This window comes from Modestobacter sp. VKM Ac-2982 (assembly GCF_026967935.1).
Classification (GTDB): domain Bacteria; phylum Actinomycetota; class Actinomycetes; order Mycobacteriales; family Geodermatophilaceae; genus Modestobacter.
Map to the genome: position 1 here is coordinate 296,228 of NZ_JAPVBL010000001.1, position 18,100 is coordinate 314,327.

An 18,100-nucleotide genomic window follows, 5' to 3' on the forward strand; every position below is an offset into this window, starting at 1 on the left:
GTGTCAGTGCAGCTGGCCGAAGCGCAGGGCGAGCACGGCGACGTCGTCCCGGCGGTCGGGGTCGGCGCCGACGGCGTGCAGGCACAGCCCGGCCGGGTCGTCGTCGACCGGGGCGTCCCGGAGCCGCTGGACCAGCGAGGCGATCCCCTGGTCCAGGTCCTCGCCCGGCCGTTCGATCAGCCCGTCCGTGTAGGCCACCAGCGTCGCCCCCGGCGGGATGCTCACCGCCCGGGACTCCCGCCGGTGCGTCACGTCGACGCCGATCAGCATCCCGGTGATCCCGTCGAGCATCTCGACCGTGCCGTCGACGTGACGCAGCAGCAGGGGCGGGTGCCCGGCGTTGGCCAGCTGCAGGCGCCAGGGCTCGCCCGGGGCGCTCGGCCGCTGGACCCGGCCGTAGATCATCGTCGCCATCGGGGCCACGTGCAGGCCCTGCACCAGGCGGTCCACCCGGCCGAGGATCTCCCCCGGATCGCCCTCGCCGGCGTCCCAGGCGCAGGCCCGGAGCAGACCGCGCAGGTGCCCCATCGCCGCGGCCGCGGCGACGTCGTGCCCGACGACGTCGCCCACGGCCAGCCCCACGCTGCCGTCGGGCAGGTGCAGCAGGTCGTAGAAGTCGCCGCCGACGTCGGCCGAGCTCGACGCGCTGAGGTAGTGGGCCGCGGCGACGACGCCGGGGATCTCCGGGAGCTCGGGCAGCAGGGAGCGCTGCAGCGTCTCGGCGACGGTGTGCTCCTGCTGGTAGAGCCGCACGTTGTCCATCGCCATGGCGGCCCGGCGGGAGAGGTCCCGGGCCAGGTCGACGTCCTCGGGGCCGAAACGCCGGGCCTGGGTCTCGGCGACCAGGGTGAGCGCGCCGAGGGTGCGGCGGCGGGCGACCAGGGGGACGGTGAGCTGCGAGGAGGTGCCCAGCTCGGCCATCACCGCACGCAGCGCCGGATCGGGGGCGGCCGCGAGCAGGATCTCGTCGGTGATCTCCGGGACCAGGACCGGCTCGCTGGAGCGGAGCACCCGCCGGATGGGAGCAGCGTCGGGCAGGTCGGCGATCCGCAGCGCGGCGAAGCGGCGCAGCTCCTCGGTCATCCCCCGCCGGTGGGCGGAGGAGGTGCCGGTGACCGCGCCGTGCTCGTCGACCAGGGTGACGAAGACCCAGTCGGCGAGCAGCGGGACGCAGAGGGAGGCCAGCCGCTCGAGCAGGTCGTCCATGTCCAGGGTCGCGCTGAGGGTGCTGGTGGCCTCGGCCATCAGCGCCAGCCGGCTCTGCGCCCGCTCGGCCTCGACCCGGGCGGCGTCCGCGGCGGCATGGGCCTCCTCGGCGTCCCGGCGGGCGGCCTGCTCGGCGGCGAACGCGGCCTGGCGGTCGTCCTCGACCCGGACCCGCTCGGTGACGTCGGTCTGCACCCCCACGAAGCTGACGAGCGTGCCCGCACCGTCGAACACCGGCGAGATGGAGACCTGGTTCCAGAAGGCCGTGCCGTCCTTGCGGTAGTTGAGCAGCGTGGTGGTGACCGGCTGCTCGTCGCGCAGCGCCTGGCGCAGGTCGTCGACCGTCTTCTGCTCGGTCGCCGGGCCCTGTAGGAAGCGGCAGTTGCGGCCGACGCTCTCCTCGTAGCTGTACCCGCTGATCCGGGTGAAGGAGGGGTTGACCCACACCAGGGGGTCGTCCTCCTGCCGGGGGTCGGTGATGGTGAAGGCGATGTCCGTGGCGACGACGGCGCGCTCCCGCAGCGCCTGCAGTTGCGCCTCCGGGTCGATGGCGCCGTCGGCGTCGTCGAGCTCGAGGAAGACGACGAGGGACAGCCGCTGGTCGCTGGCGTCGGCCGACAGCGGGAAGCCGGTCACCCAGAGCACCTGGTCCGGTTCGTCCGCCCCTGTGTTGGCCCGGTCCGCGTCGGAACTGCGCCGCGGGCTCAGCCGCACCGCCTCGCCGGCGACCGGGCGGCCGGCCGCGACCAGCGAGAGCGGGCTCGCCGAGCTGGCCAGCGGGGAGCCGCCGAGGTCGGCGAGCCCGGCGGCCGCGCCCCAGGCATCGACGGGGACCGGCAGGCCGACGTTGCCGGCCAGTTCCCTCGCGGCGGTGTTGGCGTAGGTGACCGTGCCGGCGGCCTGGTCGATGACCAGGACGGCGACCGGGACGTCGGCGAGCACCCCCGGGAGCGCGGCCTGCGCGAGGTGCTGGGACTGGGTGCCCCAGACGGCGGCCTCGGCGGCGTCCACGATGGAGGCCTGCCGGGTGCGCTCGGGCCGGTCGGCGTCGACGGGCACGCCGTCGACGAGCGCAGCAGCGGCTTCGGGCGGGACCTGACCGACGGACGGGCCCCCGGGTCTGTCTGACGGCACCGCGTGATTTTACGAGACGACCTTCGGTTGCGCACCACCGAGCTGGCTCCGGGGCGGCTCTCGTCCCCCGCTCGGGTCAGACGGTGCGGCCGTCACCGCCCGCAGGAGCCTGTTCGTCGGCGACGTGGGACCTGCCGCGCAGCCACAGCAGGCCGAGCACCGGGAGCAGCAGCGGGACGTACCCGTAGCCCTGCCCGTAGCCCGACCACACGGTGGCGTCCGGGAACGCCGCCGGGTCCAGCAGCGAGAGCGTGCCCACCACCAGCACGCCGGCCAGCTCGATCGAGCAGGCGACCACGGCGGTGCGCCGGCCACCGCGACCACCGCGGGCCAGCCCGACCGTGGCGATCACGTAGACCACTGCGGCGACGGCGGACAGCAGGTACGCCAGCGGCGCCTCGTCGAACTGCGTCGACAGCTGGACCACCGCCCGTGCGCCCGCGGCGAGGGCGAACACCCCGTAGAGCGCGACCAGCACCCGACCGAAGCCGCCGATCGTGCCCGGCTCGGCGGACGTCCCCTCCGCAGCCGGCCGGCCCAGCGCGCCGCCGTCAGCCACCGGTGACCTCCCACAGGTCCAGCAGCCGCCAGAGCATGACGGCGACGGCCAGCGCGGCCACCCCGAGCACCGTCCCCGCCCAGCGGGTGGGATCCGAACGGGCCCAGAGCAGCCCGGCCACCGGCAGCAGCACGACGCTGAGCAGGTAGGCGAGGAACGTGGCCAGGTCCTCGGGCCGGTCCCCGCCCGCGAGCGCGGCCACCGCCACACCGAGCTGCACCAGCAGCAGCAGCTCCAGCAGCCCGGCGCCGGCCAGGTGCGCGGTGCCGATCCGGCGGCGCAGCGCCGTGCTGAGCCCACCGAGGGCGGCCAGCACGACGGCGACGACGGTCGCGGCGACGACCAGCGGCGTGCTCACCGGTGGCGGCCGGTCAGGATGGGTGGCACGCCCCCATCCTGCCCGGCGGCCGGATCAGCGGTGCACGGTGGACATGTCCGGGTACCGGTCACCGGCCGCGGCCCCGGCCGGTGCGGCCTCGTCCAGCGCCCGCAGGTCCTCGTCGGTGAGGACGACGTCGGCGGCGGCCGCGTTCTCCTCCAGGTACCGCACCCGCTTGGTGCCCGGGATCGGCACGACCGCCGGGGCGCCGTCCTGGCCGGACTGGGCCATCACCCAGGCCAGGGCCAGCTGGGTGGCCGTGATGCCCTTGGTCTCGGCGAGCTCGCGGACCCGGTCGACGAGCTCCAGGTTGCGGATGAACGCCGCCCCCTGGAAGCGGGGGTTGCGCCGGCGGAAGTCGTCGGGCTCGAGGTCGTCGATGCTGCGGATCTGCCCGGAGAGGAAGCCGCGGCCGATCGGTGAGTAGGCGACGAAGCCGATGCCCAGTTCGGCGCAGGTGGCCAGCACGCCGTCCTCCTCCGGGTCGCGGGTCCACAGCGAGTACTCGGTCTGCAGCGCGGTGACCGGCAGGACGGCGTGCGCCCGGCGGATGGTGTCGGGCGCGGCCTCGGAGATCCCGGCGTGCCGGATCTTCCCGGCCTCCACCAGCTCGGCCAGCGCGCCCCAGGTCTCCTCGATGGGCACGGTCGTGTCGACCCGGTGCTGGTAGTAGAGGTCGATGACGTCGACGCCCAGCCGTTGCAGCGAGGCGTCGCAGGCGCGGTGCACGTACTCGGCGCGGCCGTTGATCCGGAGGAAGGAGCCGTCCTCGCCCCGCTCGTTGCCGAACTTCGTGGCCAGCACGACCTCGTCCCGGCGGCCGGCGATGGCCTGGCCGACGAGGCGCTCGTTGGTGAAGGGGCCGTACATGTCGGCGGTGTCGAGGAACGTGACCCCGAGGTCGAGGGCCCGCCGGACGGTGTGCTCCGCCTCGGTCTGGTCTCCGGTGCCGTAGAACTCGCTCATCCCCATGCAGCCCAGGCCCTGGGCGGAGACGGTCAGGTCGCGGAGCACGCGTGTCTGCATGGCCCCCTCCTGCCCGCGGACCGGAGGCCGCAACCCGCCCAGCGGGCGGCTGTGTCCCACTGCGTGGGAGATCCGGGCCGGGATGGTCACGAAGAGGTCACGGGGAGGTGACAACTCCAAGGTCAGCTGATTGGTTAGGCACGCCTAAGTGAGGCTAGCCTTTCCTCTCCGAACCATCTGAACCTGGAGTCCCGCATGCGCACAACGTCCCGGCCGCTGGCCGGCGCCGCACTGTCCCTCTCGGCGCTCCTCGCCCTGGCCGCCTGCGGGAACGACGTCGCGACCGACACCGCCGCCGCCGCGGACGAGGCCGAGACCGTCACGTTCACCTGGGACCGGAACACCGCCGGCGAGGACGAGGACCCCGCGTACGAGGAGACGACCGTCGAGGTCCCGGCGGACCCCGAGAACATCGTCGTGTTCGACATGGCCAGCCTGGACACCATCGGCGCGCTGGGCGGCGAGGTCACGGGCGCACCGCTGGACTCGGTGCCCGAGTACCTGCAGGACAGCCTGGCCGAGGACGCCTACAACGTGGGCACCCTGTTCGAGGCCGACCTCGTGGAGATCGAGGCGCAGCAGCCCGACCTCATCGTCATCGGCGGCCGTTCTTCGGCGCTGTACGAGGACCTGAGCGAGATCGCCCCGACCGTCGATCTGAGCATGCGCGGGTCGTTCACCGAGACGCTGGAGCGCAACGCCACCTTTCTGGGCGAGGTGCTCGGCGCCGAGGACGAGGCAGCCGCCGCGATCGAGGAGATCGAGGCGGGAGTCGAGGAGGCGCAGCAGGTCACCGCCGACGCCGGGACCGGTCTGGGCCTGATGGTGTCGGGTGGCCAGCTCAGCGCGATGGCCCCTGCCGGGGACGACGCGAGCGGGCGCGGCGCGCGGGGTGGCCTGATCTACGACACCTTCGGCGTGGAGCCGGTGGTGGAGGACATCGAGGCGGCCACGCACGGCGAGCCGGTCTCCTTCGAGTTCCTGCTGGAGACCAACCCCGACCACCTCTGGGTCGTCGACCGGGACGCCGCCACCAGCGCGGAAGGTGCCCAGGCGGCCGCCGAGGTCCTCGACAACGAGATCGTCGCGCAGACGACCGCTGCCCAGGAGGGGCAGATCCACTACCTGGACCCGGTCGCCTGGTACGTCGTCTTCGGCGGCATCGAGACCGCGCAGATCATGATCGACGACGTCCTGCAGATCGCCGACTGACCGTGTCGGCCCTGACCGAGCGCCCCTCCGGCCACCGTTGACGGCGCTCGCCACCCCCTCGACGAGCACCTCCACCCCGGCGCGGCCACGCCGCACGTGGGTGGGGGTGCTCATCGGCGCCCTGCTGGTCGGGCTGGCGGTCACGGGTCTGTTCGTCGGCGTCTCCGACGTCACCCCGGGCTCGGTCGCCGCCGGCGGCGCGGACGGGGACGCCGCCTTCCTGCTGGTCGCCAGCCGGATCCCGCGCACGGTCGCGGCGATCCTCGTCGGTGCCTCGCTGGGCATCGCCGGCCTGATCATGCAGATGCTGGTGCGCAACAAGTTCGTGGAACCGGGCACCACGGGCGTCAGCGAGTTCGCGACGCTCGGCATGCTCGCCACGATGGTCTTCCTCCCCGGCCTGGCCGTCGTCGGGAAGATGGGCGTGGCCGCGGTCTTCGGGCTCTTCGGCACCTGGGTGTTCCTGCGCGTGATCCGGGTCGTGCCCGTCCGCCAGCTGGTGCTCGTCCCGCTGGTCGGCATCATGCTCGGCGGCGTCGTCGGCGCGGTGACGACGTTCTTCGCCTACCGGCTGGACCTCCTGCAGTCCCTGGGGCAGTGGTCGCAGGGCAGCTTCGCCACGGTGATGCAGGGGCGGTACGAGTTCCTCTGGATCGCGGGGCTGATGGTCGGGGTCGCCTGGTTCGCCGCCGACCGGTTCAGCGTCATCGGTCTGGGCGAGGAGTTCGCCACCAACCTCGGGCTGGACCACCGGCGGGTCGTCGCCGTGGGGATGGTGGTCGTCGCGGTGATCACGGCCGCGGTCCTCGTCACGGCGGGCATGATCCCGTTCCTGGGACTCGTCGTCCCGAACATCATCAGCCTCCTCATCGGGGACAACGTGCGCCGGGCGATCCCCTGGGTCGCCGGCCTCGGGGCCGTGTTCGTCCTCGCCTGCGACCTGATCGCCCGCGTCGTGCGCTTCCCCTACGAGATCCCGCTGTCGGTCATCGTCGGCATCGTGGGCGCGGCGCTGTTCCTCTGGCTGCTGCTGCGGAGGCGGAGCCGTGCTCACTGATCCCACCACCACGGAGTCCGGGGCCCTGCCCGACGCCGGGCTGCACCGCAGCCGGCTCGCCACCGCCTGGGCGAGCCCGCTGGCCCGGCTCGCCCTGCTCGGCGCGGTCGTCCTGGCGCTGACCGCCGCCTACCTGTTCACCGACGTCCCCGGGTCGCTCGCCTTCGCGCTGCGGATCCGCGGTCTCACGGTGCTCGCGATGCTCGTGATCGCGACGGCGGTCGGCGTCTCCACGGTCGTCTTCCACACCATCACGCAGAACCGCATCCTCACCCCCTCGATCATGGGGTTCGACGCGTTCTACGTGCTGATCTCCACCCTCATCGTGTTCTCCTCCGGGTCGGCGGCGTTCCTGGCGTTCGACCAGCTCACGCTGTGGCTCGTCCAGGTCGTGGTGATGGTGGCGTTCAGCGTGCTGCTGTTCACCTGGCTGTTCGGCGGCAAGCGCCGTTCCATCCACCTCATGCTGCTGGTCGGCATCGTGCTGGGCACGTTCTTCCGCAGCTCCACCGAGTGGATGCAGCGCATGCTCGACCCGCTGGACTTCCAGGTGCTCAGCGACGCGATGTTCGCCTCCCTCACCCGGCCCGACGAGACGCTCCTCGCGCTCACCGCCTGCCTCGTCGCCCTCGGCTGCGCCGTCGTCGTGCCGCTGCTGCGCACCCTGGACGTCCTCACGCTGGGCGAGCCGGTCGCCGTCGGTCTGGGTGTGGACCACAAACGCGTGGTGATGGTCCTCTTCGTCGGGGTCTCGGTGATGATCGCCGCCTCCACGGCGCTGGTCGGGCCGATCCTGTTCTTCGGCCTCATCGTCGCCAATCTCGCCTACTCCTACGTGGGCTCCTTCCGGCACGTCTGGACGCTGCCCGCCGCCGTGGGGATCGGCATGGTCTGCCTGCTGGGCGGCCAGCTGGTCCTCGAGCGGCTGTTCGGCTTCGGCGGCGCGTTGTCCATGGTCATCGACTTCGCCGGTGGCCTGTTCTTCCTGTACCTCGTGCTGCGAAAGGGGGCGCGGTGATCGCGCTCGAGAAGGTCACCAAGCGCTACGGCCGGCAGACGGTCGTCGACGACGTCTCGATCACGTTCGGCGGGGAGGGGGTGACGGCGCTCATCGGCCCCAACGGCGCCGGGAAGTCGACGCTGTTCGGCCTCGTCGGCCGGCTGTTGCAGCCCGATGCCGGCCGGATCAGCGTGGACGGGATGGACGTCGGGTCCACGCCGTCCAGCGAGCTCGCCAAGGTCCTCGCGGTGCTGCGCCAGGACAACCACATCGCGGCACGGCTGACCGTGCACGACCTCGTGGAGTTCGGCCGTTTCCCGCATTCGCGGGGGCGGCTCACGGTGCACGACCGCCGGCACATCGAGGACGCGATCGGGTACCTCGAGCTCGGCCCCTACCGGGACCGGTTCCTCGACGAGCTCTCCGGTGGGCAGCGCCAGCGGGCCTTCGTCGCGATGGTGCTCGCCCAGGACACCCGCTACGTGCTGCTGGACGAGCCGCTGAACAACCTCGACCTGCGGCACATGACCGAGATCATGCGGCTGGTCCGGCGGACGGCCGACGAGCTCGGCAAGCGCGTGGTCATCGTCCTGCACGACATCAACTTCGCGGCCAGCTACGCCGACCGGATCGTGGCGATGCGCGGTGGCGTCGTGGTGGCCGATGCACCCGCGCGTGAGGTCATGCGGCCGGACGTGCTCGCTGCCGTCTACGACACCCCCGTCGACGTCCGGGAGATCGACGGCAGGCCGGTCGCGCTGTACTACGGCTGAGGTGGCCGGGCGGGTTCCACGTGGAACGTGGCGGAAACGGCGGTCGCCTACGGTGGACCGGTGACCAGCGCACCCCGGAGGTTGGCCGGCCACCGCACTCGTCGCGATGTGGGCGCGACGTTCAGCAGTCGTTCCTGGCAACGGCCCACAGCGCACGAGCGCGCGGGCATGCAGGACGACGTCGTCCTGGACATGGGCTGGGGCCGGCTGGTGTTCGGGCAGACGTTCGACGACCTCTCCGGCGTGCTGACCGCACTGCGGGCGGAGGAGTCCGGACGGCGGGACATCTGCGTCTACCCGTGGGACCCGCAGGTGCTCGTGGGCATGGCCCCCGACGAGCTGTTCATCGACCCCTCCTTCGTCTACCGGCTGCCGCTGCACCGCTACCGGCCCCGGGAGGAGGTGATCCGCGGCGTCTTCGTGCGCACGGTGACCGCCGCGGCCGAGATGGACCGGATCAACGAGCTCTACGCCCGCGCCGGCATGGTCACCGGCGACGCCGCCACGATGTGGCGCAACCACCGCACCCGCACCTTCACCTACCTGGTCGCCGAGGACACGCGCACCGGGCAGGTGATCGGCACGGTCACCGGCGTCGACCACCAGCTGGCGTTCGGCGACCCCGACGGCGGCGCGAGCCTGTGGTGTCTGGCCGTCGACGCGCAGGACGCACCGGCCGGCACCGGCGAGGCGCTGGTGCGGGTGCTCGCCGAGCGGTACGCGGCCCGGGGCCGGGCACACCTGGACCTGTCGGTCATGCACGACAACCGCGCGGCGATCGCGCTGTACCGCAAGCTGGGCTTCTCCCGGATCTCCGCGGTCTGCGTCAAGCGGAAGAACCCGATCAACACCCCGCTGTTCGCCGCTCCCCCGCCCGGCCTGAACGAGCTCAACCCCTACGCGCGGATCATCGCCGACGAGGCGCTGCGCCGCGGGATCCGGGTGGAGGTCACCGACGCCGATTTCGGCGAGCTGCGGCTGGCGCTGGGCGGGCGCTCGGTGCTCACCCGGGAGTCACTGTCGGAGTTCACCTCGGCGGTGGCGATGAGCCGGTGCGACGACAAGCGGGTGACCCGCCGGATCATGGACCGTGCCGGCGTCCGGGTGCCCCGCGGCGCCGTGGTGGTCGACGGCGCGGACGCCGCTGCCCGGCAGCTGCTGATCGACTGCGGCGCCGTGGTGGTCAAGCCGGCCCGCGGGGAGCAGGGCAAGGGCATCACCGTCGGCGTCCGCGACGAGCCGGCGCTGGACCGGGCCCTGGCGCTGGCGGTGCAGTACTGCCCCGACGTCCTGGTCGAGGAGCTGGTCGCCGGCGACGACCTGCGGGTCGTGGTGATCGACCACCGGGTGGTCGCCGCGGCGCTCCGCCGGCCGGCCGAGGTCGTCGGAGACGGCCGGCAGGACGTGGCCGCCCTGGTCCGGGAGACCAGCCGCCGCCGGCAGCGGGCCACCGGCGGGGAGTCGAGCATCCCGCTGGACGACGCCACCGCCGAGGTGGTCGCCGACGCCGGGCACGCCATGGACGACGTCCTGCCCCGGGGCCAGCGGCTGCGCGTGCGGCGGACGGCGAACCTGCACACCGGCGGCACGATCGACGACGTCACCGACCGGCTGCACCCCGACATCGCGGCAGCGGCCGTGCGGGCCAGCCGGGCCATCGGCATCCCGGTGACCGGGCTGGACTTCATGGTCCCGGAGGTCACGGGGCCCGAGCACGTCTTCATCGAGGCGAACGAGCGGCCCGGGCTCGCCAACCACGAGCCGCAGCCGACCGTCGCCCGCTTCGTCGACCTGCTGTTCCCCGAGACCCGCGGGCCGGACCGCTGATCGGCTACGTCGCCGCTGCCCTCGGCGGGGTGCTCGGGGCGGTGGCCCGCTGGGGCGTGGCCGGGGCGTTCCCCTCGACCGCCGAGGGCTGGCCGTGGGCCACGCTGCTGGTCAACCTCACCGGGTGTGCGCTGATCGGTGCGCTGCTGGCCGTCCTGCTGGCGCGGCACCCGGACTCCGTGTGGCTGCGGCCGTTCCTGGCGACCGGAGTGCTCGGTGGGTACACGACGTTCTCCACCTTCGCGGTCGAGACCGTGCGGCTGGTCGAGGGCGGCGCCGCCCTCCTGGCCGGCGGCTACGTGCTGGTGTCGGTGATCGGGGGCGTGCTGGCGGTGGTCGCCGGACTGACCGCCGGCCGCGCGGTGGTGAGCCGGTCGTGACGGTGCTGTGGGTGGCGCTGGGGGCGCTGGCCGGGGCGCCGCTGCGGCTGCTCGCCGACCGGGTGGCCACCGCCCGCCGGGGTCGGGGCAGCGTGCTGGGGACCCTGGCGGTCAACGTGCTGGGCAGCGCCGTCCTCGGGGTGCTGCTGGGCCGGTCCGACGTCTCCCCCGCCGTCCTCGCGCTGGTCGGCACCGGTTTCTGCGGCACGCTCACCACCTTCTCCACCTTCGGCTGGGACGTCGTCCGGCTGGTGGAGGAGCGCGCCGTGCTGCGCGCGCTGGGCTACGTCACCGCCTCGCTGCTGCTCGGGCTGGGTGCCGCGGCGGCCGGGTTCCTGCTCTCCCGCTGAGCCGCGATGCGCACCAGGTGGGCCGCGTCACCTAGGGTCGGTGCGGGATGAGTGGATCAACGCGCACCGGAGGAGATCAGGTGGAGGCCGACAGTCCGGTGGTGGTGGTCGCCAACCGCCTCCCCGTCGATCAGGTGACCGACCCGGACGGGACGACGCGCTACCAGCGCAGCCCCGGTGGCCTGGTCACCGCACTGGAGCCGTTCGTCGCCGGCCGCGGCGGCGCCTGGGTCGGCTGGTCGGGTGCTGCGGGCGACGCCCCGGAGCCCTTCGAGTCCGGCGGCATGTCGCTGGTGCCGGTGCCGCTCACCGAGGAGGAGGTGGACCGCTACTACGAGGGGTTCTCCAACGCCTCGCTGTGGCCGCTCTACCACGACGTCGTGGAGAAGCCGGAGTACCACCGCAAGTGGTGGGACGCCTACGTCCAGGTCAACAAGCGCTTCGCCGACCGGGCCGCCGAGGTGGCCGCCGAGGGCGCGATCGTCTGGGTGCACGACTACCAGCTGCAGCTGGTGCCGGCGATGCTGCGGCAGCAGCGCCCCGACCTGACCATCGGCTTCTTCCTGCACATCCCGTTCCCGCCGTACGAGCTGTTCACCCAGCTGCCGTGGCGCTCGGCGATCATCGAGGGGCTGCTCGGTGCCGACCTGATCGGCTTCCAGCAGCCGTCGGCGGCCAGCAACTTCGTCAACCTGGCCCGGCGACTGCACGACCTGCAGTGCAAGGGCAACGCCATCGCCTACGAGGGCCGCACGGTCACCGCGAAGGCGTTCCCGATCTCCATCGACGTGACCGCCTTCGACGAGCTCGCCCGCACCCCCGAGGTGCTGGCCCGGGCCGCGGAGATCCGCGAGGAGCTGGGCCAGCCGGACAAGATCGTCCTCGGCGTCGACCGGCTCGACTACACCAAGGGGATCGGGGTTCGCCTGGAGGCGTTCGAGGAGCTGCTCGAGGACGGCGCCCTGGAGGCCCCTTCGACGGTCCTGGTGCAGGTGGCCACCCCCAGCCGCGAGCGGGTCGAGCACTACGTGACCATGCGCGAGACGATCGAGCAGCAGGTCGGTCACATCAACGGCGTCTACGGCTCGATGGCCGGGCCGGCGGTGCACTACTTCAACCAGTCGATGCCCCGCGAGGAGCTGGCAGCGATGTACCGGGCGGCCGACGTCATGCTCGTCACGCCCTATCGCGACGGGATGAACCTGGTCGCCAAGGAGTACGTCGCCGCCCGGGGTGACAACGGTGGCGTGCTGGTGCTCAGCGAGTTCGCCGGAGCCGCCGCCGAGCTCAAGCAGGCGCTGCTGGTCAACCCGCACGACATCGCCGGGGTGAAGGCGCAGCTCCTGCGCGCGCTGCGGATGGAGCCGGCCGAGAGCGCCAAGCGGATGAAGGCGATGCGCCGGCACATCACCAAGCACGACCTCGACCACTGGGCCAGCTCCTTCTTCGAGTCGCTGCAGGCCCAGGCGTGAGTCCGTCCCTGGACGCCGCCCTGGCGCAGGCCCTGGACGACCTGGCCTCGTCCCGGCCGCTGCTGCTGGCCAGTGACTACGACGGCGTGCTGGCCCGGCTGCGGGACGACCCGGCAGCGGCCGTGCCCGAGCACGGGGTCGGCGACCTGCTGGCCCGGCTGGCGGCCGTCGACGGGGTGACCGTCGCCCTGGTGAGCGGCCGCGGCGTCGCCGACCTGCAGGCGACCAGCGGGCTGACCGGCCCGTTCCGCTGGGTGGGCAGTCACGGCGCGGAGTTCGACGGGCCACTGACCGGTGACCTCGCCGTTCGCCGGGACGAGCTCGCGGCGGCGGTCGCCCCGCTGGTCGACGCCGTCCCCGGTGCCCGGCTGGAGCACAAGCCGGCCAGTGCCGCGGTGCACGTGCGCACCGTCGCCGACCGTGCCGCGGCGTCCCGGCTGCTCGCCGAGGTCGCCGCCGGCCCGGGCGCCGACCCGGCGCTCACCGCCAAGCCGGGCAAGGACGTGCTGGAGCTGGCGGTCACCGACGCCGACAAGGGGTCGGCCCTGGTCCGGTTGCGCGCGGAGCTGGGCGCCGAGGGCGTGCTGTACCTCGGGGACGACGTGACCGACGAGGACGGCTTCCGCGCCCTGGCCCCCGACGGCGTCACGGTCAAGGTCGGTGACGGTGACACCGCCGCGGCCCACCGGGTGCCCGACCTGGACGGTGTGCGCGCCGTCCTCGAGCGCCTGGTCGCCGCCCTGCGCGCCTGAACGGGCAGCCCCACCGGCCTCACCAGGCCCTTTCTGTTCCCTGCTCCCCCACTGTGACCGTCGGCCCCCTGGGTCGGCGGTCACAGTCGTTCCCGGCGCTGCCGATTCGTCACATCACGCCGTGGTCTCGCCACCTGACCTGGTCGGACGCTGGTCCGCGGCCATTGTCGACATGGGAATGAAACACCATTTCAGACCCATGGAATGACAATTCACAAAAGGCGAGTGCTCGCATGGAGTTCACCTTCAGGTGGTCCGGCGGGCGCCGATGAAGCCATCGCTGTGCGGGGCACGCCCCACGGCGCACCAAGGGGAAGAGGCAGGCGTGGAAGGTCTGGACGACATCGTCGAGGAGTTCCTCGTGGAGAGCCACGAGAACCTCGACCAGCTGGACCAGGATCTGGTCGCACTGGAGCAGGACCCCCGTTCACGGGACCGGCTCTCGAGCATCTTCCGGACCATCCACACGATCAAGGGCACCAGCGGGTTCCTGGCCTTCAACCGGCTGGAGGAGGTCGCGCACGTCGGGGAGAACCTGCTCTCCCGGCTGCGGGACGGCGCCCTGGAGCTGACCCCGGTCCGCACCGACGCACTGCTGCAGATGGTCGACACCATCCGGGCCCTGCTCGCCGCCATCGAGGCCTCCGGTGGGGAGGGCTCCGTCGTGGTCGCCGACACCGTCGCCACGCTCAGCGCCGTCCTCGAGGACGCCCCCGCCCCGGTCGCCGCGCCCGAGCCGGAGGGCGCACCGGCCACGGCCGAGGTGCCGGCCGAGGTGCCGGTCGAGGCCCTGGCGGCCCCGGCCAAGCCCGCGCCCGCCAAGCGTGCCGCCGCCAAGAAGGCGCCGGTCAAGAAGGCCGCGCCGAAGACCCCCCGTGTCACCAAGGCCGCTGCACCGGCCGTCCCGAAGCCGGCTCCCGTGCCGGCCGCCGAGATGGTCCCGGCCGCCCCGGCCGCCCCGCCCGCGCCGGCTCCGGCCGTCGACGTCCCGAAGGAGGTCCCCATGGAGGTCCCGGTGGCCGAGGCCCCCGCCCTGCCCCCGGCCGCGGCCGAGCCCGTGCCGGAGCCCGGCGAGGAGCGCTCCGGTGCCCAGCCCGGCCGCCGGGCCGTGGCCGACAGCACCATCCGGGTCGACGTCGACCTGCTCGACGCCCTGATGCTGCTCGTCGGTGAGCTCGTGCTCACCCGCAACCAGATCGTCCAGTACGTCGGCCGGCAGACCGACCAGGACCTGGTCCGGGCCTCCCAGCGGCTGAACCTGATCGCCAGCGAGCTGCAGGAGGGCGTCATGAAGACGCGCATGCAGCCGATCGACCACATCTGGAGCAAGCTCCCCCGCGTCGTCCGTGACCTCGGTCTGCAGTGCGGCAAGTCGGTCCGCCTGGAGATGGAGGGCCGGGAGACCGAGCTGGACAAGACCCTGCTCGAGGCGGTCAAGGACCCGCTGACCCACCTGGTCCGCAACTCCGTCGACCACGGCGTCGAGCCGACCGGGGTCCGCACGGCCGCCGGGAAGCCGGCCGAGGGCGTGCTGACCCTGCGGGCCCGGCACGAGAGCGGCCAGGTCGTGGTCGAGGTCGCCGACGACGGCGCCGGGATCGACCCGGTGAAGATCGGCGCCAAGGCCGTCGAGCGCGGGCTGCTCACCCCGGACGCGCTGTCCCGGATGAGCCCGGCCGACATCCTGCAGCTGGTCTTCCTGCCCGGCTTCTCCACTGCCGCCGCGGTCACCAACGTCTCCGGCCGCGGCGTCGGGATGGACGTGGTCAAGACCAACATCGAGTCCATCGGCGGCACGATCGAGGTCGAGTCGGTGCCCGGGCGCGGCACCTGCACCCGGCTCCGGATCCCGCTGACCCTGGCGATCGTCCCGGCACTGACCATCGAGTGCGCCGGCGACCGCTACGCCATCCCGCAGATCAGCCTGCAGGAGCTCGTCGCCCTGGACGCCGAGAAGGCCGCAGCCGCCGTCGAGGAGGTCGGTGGGGCGTCGGTCTACCGGCTCCGTGGCGAGCTGCTCCCCCTGGTGCACCTCGCCGACGTCCTGGGCCTGCCCTCCGACCGGCACGACGGCCACGTCGTCATCGCGGTGCTCCGCTCGGAGGGACGCCGGTTCGGGCTGGTCGTCGACCGGGTCATCAACACCGAGGAGATCGTCGTCAAGGCGGTCGGTGGCCAGATGAAGGCCATCGGGCTGTACTCCGGGGCCACCGTGCTCGGGGACGGCGCGGTCGCGCTCATCCTGGACGTGCAGGCGCTCGCCCGCCGGGCCCTGCGCGCCGAGACCGCGGAGCGCCAGGAGGCCCGGGTGGCCGCCAGCGTCACCATCGCCGTCCAGGAGCGCCAGCGGATGCTGCTCGCGGCCATCGGCGGCGGCCGGCGGGTCGCCATCCCGCTGGACACCGTCACCCGGCTGGAGCAGGTGCGCAGCGAGACCGTCGAGCGCGTGGGCTCTCGCGAGGTGGTCCAGTACCGCGGCGCGATCCTGCCGATCGTCCGGCTCGACCGGCACCTGGGCGCGTTCGGCGACACCGAGCGGGAGACGCTGGAGGTCATCGTCTACGCCGACCACGGGCGCAGCGTGGCGATCGTGGTCGAGGAGATCCTCGACATCGTCGACGGCGAGGCCTCGGTGCACAGCGACATCGACGACCTCGGCCTGCTCGGTTCGGCCGTCATCGGCGACCGCGTCACCGAGCTGCTTGACGTCCGGGCGGCCATCCTCGCCGCCGACCCGGCGTTCTACACCACGGCCCCGGCCGCCTTCCCCTCCCCCGATGCGTTCGACGTCGACGGCGCCGGGTTCCCCGCCCCCCTGATGGAGGTCTGACATGAGCACCGCGACCGAAGCCTGGACCGTGCCGGCGACCAGCCAGCTCGCCACCTTCTGGCTGGACGGCGACCTCTACGGCGTCGAGGTCGAGCACGTCCAGGAGGTGCTGCGCAGCCAGAGCATCACCCGGGTGCCGCTGGCACCGCCGGCCGTCGCCGGGCTGATCAACCTGCGCGGCCAGGTCGTCACCGCGATCGAGCTGCGGGAGCGGCTCGGTCGGCCGGCCCGCCCGGAGGGTGAGCAGCCCGTCGTGATCGTCGTCCGGCTGCACGGCGAGGCGGTCAGCCTGCTGGTCGACAGCATCGCCGACGTCGTGGACGTCGACGTCCGCGACTTCGAGGCCCCGCCGGACACGCTCGACGGTGCGGCCCGCGAGCTGATCCGGGGCGCCTACAAGCTCTCCGGCCAGCTGCTCCTCGCCCTCGACGTGAATCGCGCCGTCGGCACCTGAACGACCGCACCACCGCACCGCCACGCGCCACCCGATCCCTTCCCCTACCTGGAGACAGTCCATGAGCACAACAGCTCTTCCCCCTCGGCGGCTCGGGTGGTTCGCCGACCGACCGATCGGCGTCAAGATCGGTGCGGTCATCGCCCTGCTGGCCCTCGTCGTCCTCGGCACCAACGTGCTTGCCATCGGCCGGATCAACGACATGCGCGACGGTCAGCAGGCCATCTACACCGAGAACCTCAAGCCGCTGAACTCCCTGTCGGCAGTGCAGCGGGCCACCGCCGCACACCGGGCCCGCGTGCTCGAGTTCGCCTTCTCCGATGGGGCCCGTCAGCAGGAGCTGATCGGCCAGATGGAGGAGAAGCAGGCCGACGTCGAGGCCGCGCTGACGGAGTACCAGCCCCACATCGTCGACCAGGCCGCCATGGACAAGTACCTGGACGCCCGCGCCTCGCTGCTCCAGCTGCTGACCACGACCGCCTTCCCGCTGGGCTCCACGGGCAACGTCGCCGGCTACGCCCAGCTGGTCCGGGAGACGATGCAGCCGCTGTTCGACGACATCGCCGACGGGCTGGAGGAAGAGGGCATCGCCCAGTCCGAGCAGGCCTCGGCGCGCAACGCCACCGCTGCCGACGAGGCGAGCAGCTCGATCACGCTGCTGCTGACCGTCTCGATCGTGTCGATCGTCGTCGCCGCCGCGCTCGCCTTCCTGGTGGTCCGCCGCATCCTCGCCACGGTCGGCTCGGTGCAGCGTTCGGTGCAGGCCATGGCCGACGGTGACCTCACCGTGCTGCCCGAGGTCCGCGACCGGGACGAGATCGGCCAGATGGCCGAGTCGCTCGCCGCCGCGCAGACCAACCTCCGCTCGGTGATGGCCTCCGTCGTCGCCTCGTCCGATGCGGTCGCTGTCGCCTCGGAGGAGCTGTCGGCGTCCTCGGCGCAGATCTCGTCCTCGGCGGAGGAGACCTCGGCGCAGTCCGGGGTCGTGTCCGCTGCTGCGGAGGAGGTCTCCCGGAACGTGGCGACGGTGGCTGCGGGTGCTGAGCAGATGGGCGCGTCGATCCGGGAGATCTCCCAGAACGCGAACGAGGCGGCTCGGGTGGCGGCGCAGGCGGTGGCGGAGGCGGAGACGACCAACGCGACGGTGATGAAGCTGGGTGACTCCTCGCGGGAGATCGGCAACGTGATCAAGGTGATCACCTCGATCGCGGAGCAGACGAACCTGCTGGCGCTCAACGCCACGATCGAGGCGGCGCGTGCCGGTGAGGCGGGCAAGGGCTTCGCGGTGGTCGCGAACGAGGTGAAGGAGCTGGCGCAGGAGACGGCGCGGGCGACGGAGGACATCGCCCGTCGGGTGGAGGCGATCCAGGGTGACACCTCGGGTGCGGTGTCGGCGATCGGTCGGATCAGCGAGATCATCGGGTCGATCAACGACTTCCAGCTGACCATCGCCTCGGCGGTGGAGGAGCAGACCGCGACGACGAACGAGATGTCGCGGTCGGTGCAGGAGGCCGCCGGCGGCTCCACCGAGATCGCCACCAACATCACCGGGGTCTCCACGGCGGCGTCCTCGACGACGCAGGCGCTGGGGCAGACCCGGCAGGCCGTCGACGAGCTCTCCCGCATGGCCAGCGACCTGCGCACGACGGTGGCCCGCTTCTCCTACTGACGCCTCTCCTCCCGAGAGGT

16 protein-coding genes are annotated in these 18,100 nt (G+C 72.7%); 12 read left to right on the forward strand and 4 right to left on the reverse strand.

Features of this window, described 5'->3' with window-relative positions:
* Positions 1-3: 3 nt before the first annotated feature.
* The 4 genes from O2W20_RS01505 to O2W20_RS01520 form a co-directional block, all read right to left on the reverse strand.
* Complete coding sequence (locus tag O2W20_RS01505) at positions 4-2,340, reverse strand: PP2C family protein-serine/threonine phosphatase (RefSeq protein ID WP_269169984.1); 2,337 nt, start codon at positions 2,338-2,340, stop codon at positions 4-6.
* A 76-nt stretch (positions 2,341-2,416) separates the two neighbouring features.
* On the reverse strand, positions 2,417-2,899 hold the full coding sequence (locus O2W20_RS01510; RefSeq protein ID WP_269169985.1) for a hypothetical protein: 483 nt from the start codon (positions 2,897-2,899) through the stop codon (positions 2,417-2,419).
* Positions 2,892-3,257, reverse strand: a complete 366-nt coding sequence (locus O2W20_RS01515; RefSeq protein WP_269169986.1) for a hypothetical protein — start codon at positions 3,255-3,257, stop codon at positions 2,892-2,894. The genes O2W20_RS01510 and O2W20_RS01515 overlap by 8 nt, the downstream gene beginning before the upstream one ends.
* A gap of 54 nt (positions 3,258-3,311) precedes the next feature.
* Positions 3,312-4,304 (reverse strand): aldo/keto reductase, encoded by a 993-nt coding sequence (locus O2W20_RS01520; protein ID WP_269169987.1) that lies wholly within the window; start codon positions 4,302-4,304, stop codon positions 3,312-3,314.
* 195 nt (positions 4,305-4,499) lie between these two features.
* Between O2W20_RS01520 and O2W20_RS01525 the strand changes: the two genes are divergently transcribed.
* The 12 genes from O2W20_RS01525 (at position 4,500) to O2W20_RS01580 (ending at position 18,080) form a co-directional block, all read left to right on the forward strand.
* Positions 4,500-5,516 (forward strand): siderophore ABC transporter substrate-binding protein, encoded by a 1,017-nt coding sequence (locus tag O2W20_RS01525; RefSeq protein ID WP_269169988.1) that lies wholly within the window; start codon positions 4,500-4,502, stop codon positions 5,514-5,516.
* Positions 5,517-5,616: 100 nt separating this feature from the next.
* Entirely contained in the window at positions 5,617-6,573 is a 957-nt protein-coding gene (locus tag O2W20_RS01530; protein WP_269169989.1) for an ABC transporter permease, read from the forward strand.
* Entirely contained in the window at positions 6,563-7,591 is a 1,029-nt protein-coding gene (locus tag O2W20_RS01535; RefSeq protein WP_269169990.1) for an iron chelate uptake ABC transporter family permease subunit, read from the forward strand. The genes O2W20_RS01530 and O2W20_RS01535 overlap by 11 nt, the downstream gene beginning before the upstream one ends.
* Positions 7,588-8,346 carry an iron ABC transporter ATP-binding protein gene (locus tag O2W20_RS01540; RefSeq protein WP_269169991.1) on the forward strand — a complete coding sequence of 253 codons (759 nt, stop codon included), beginning with the start codon at positions 7,588-7,590 and terminating at the stop codon, positions 8,344-8,346. Before O2W20_RS01535 ends, O2W20_RS01540 begins: the two co-directional genes overlap by 4 nt.
* Positions 8,347-8,406: 60 nt before the next feature.
* Positions 8,407-10,173 carry an N-acetylglutaminylglutamine synthetase gene (gene ngg, locus O2W20_RS01545; RefSeq protein ID WP_269169992.1) on the forward strand — a complete coding sequence of 589 codons (1,767 nt, stop codon included), beginning with the start codon at positions 8,407-8,409 and terminating at the stop codon, positions 10,171-10,173.
* Complete coding sequence (locus tag O2W20_RS01550; RefSeq protein ID WP_269170996.1) at positions 10,173-10,553, forward strand: fluoride efflux transporter FluC; 381 nt, start codon at positions 10,173-10,175, stop codon at positions 10,551-10,553. The genes ngg and O2W20_RS01550 overlap by 1 nt, the downstream gene beginning before the upstream one ends.
* A complete protein-coding gene (locus tag O2W20_RS01555; protein ID WP_269169993.1) occupies positions 10,550-10,903 on the forward strand; it encodes a fluoride efflux transporter FluC in 354 nt (117 codons plus the stop codon). The genes O2W20_RS01550 and O2W20_RS01555 overlap by 4 nt, the downstream gene beginning before the upstream one ends.
* Before the next feature lie 80 nt (positions 10,904-10,983).
* The gene (locus tag O2W20_RS01560; RefSeq protein ID WP_269169994.1) at positions 10,984-12,375 is read left to right on the forward strand and encodes an alpha,alpha-trehalose-phosphate synthase (UDP-forming); all 1,392 of its coding nucleotides are present in this window, start codon (positions 10,984-10,986) and stop codon (positions 12,373-12,375) included.
* The gene (otsB, locus tag O2W20_RS01565) at positions 12,372-13,127 is read left to right on the forward strand and encodes a trehalose-phosphatase (protein ID WP_269169995.1); all 756 of its coding nucleotides are present in this window, start codon (positions 12,372-12,374) and stop codon (positions 13,125-13,127) included. The genes O2W20_RS01560 and otsB overlap by 4 nt, the downstream gene beginning before the upstream one ends.
* 325 nt (positions 13,128-13,452) lie before the next feature.
* On the forward strand, positions 13,453-15,957 hold the full coding sequence (locus tag O2W20_RS01570; protein WP_269169996.1) for a chemotaxis protein CheA: 2,505 nt from the start codon (positions 13,453-13,455) through the stop codon (positions 15,955-15,957).
* A 1-nt stretch (position 15,958) separates the two neighbouring features.
* Positions 15,959-16,411 (forward strand): chemotaxis protein CheW, encoded by a 453-nt coding sequence (locus tag O2W20_RS01575; RefSeq protein ID WP_052090872.1) that lies wholly within the window; start codon positions 15,959-15,961, stop codon positions 16,409-16,411.
* 61 nt (positions 16,412-16,472) lie between these two features.
* Complete coding sequence (locus tag O2W20_RS01580; RefSeq protein ID WP_269169997.1) at positions 16,473-18,080, forward strand: methyl-accepting chemotaxis protein; 1,608 nt, start codon at positions 16,473-16,475, stop codon at positions 18,078-18,080.
* The last annotated feature ends 20 nt before the right edge of the window (positions 18,081-18,100 follow it).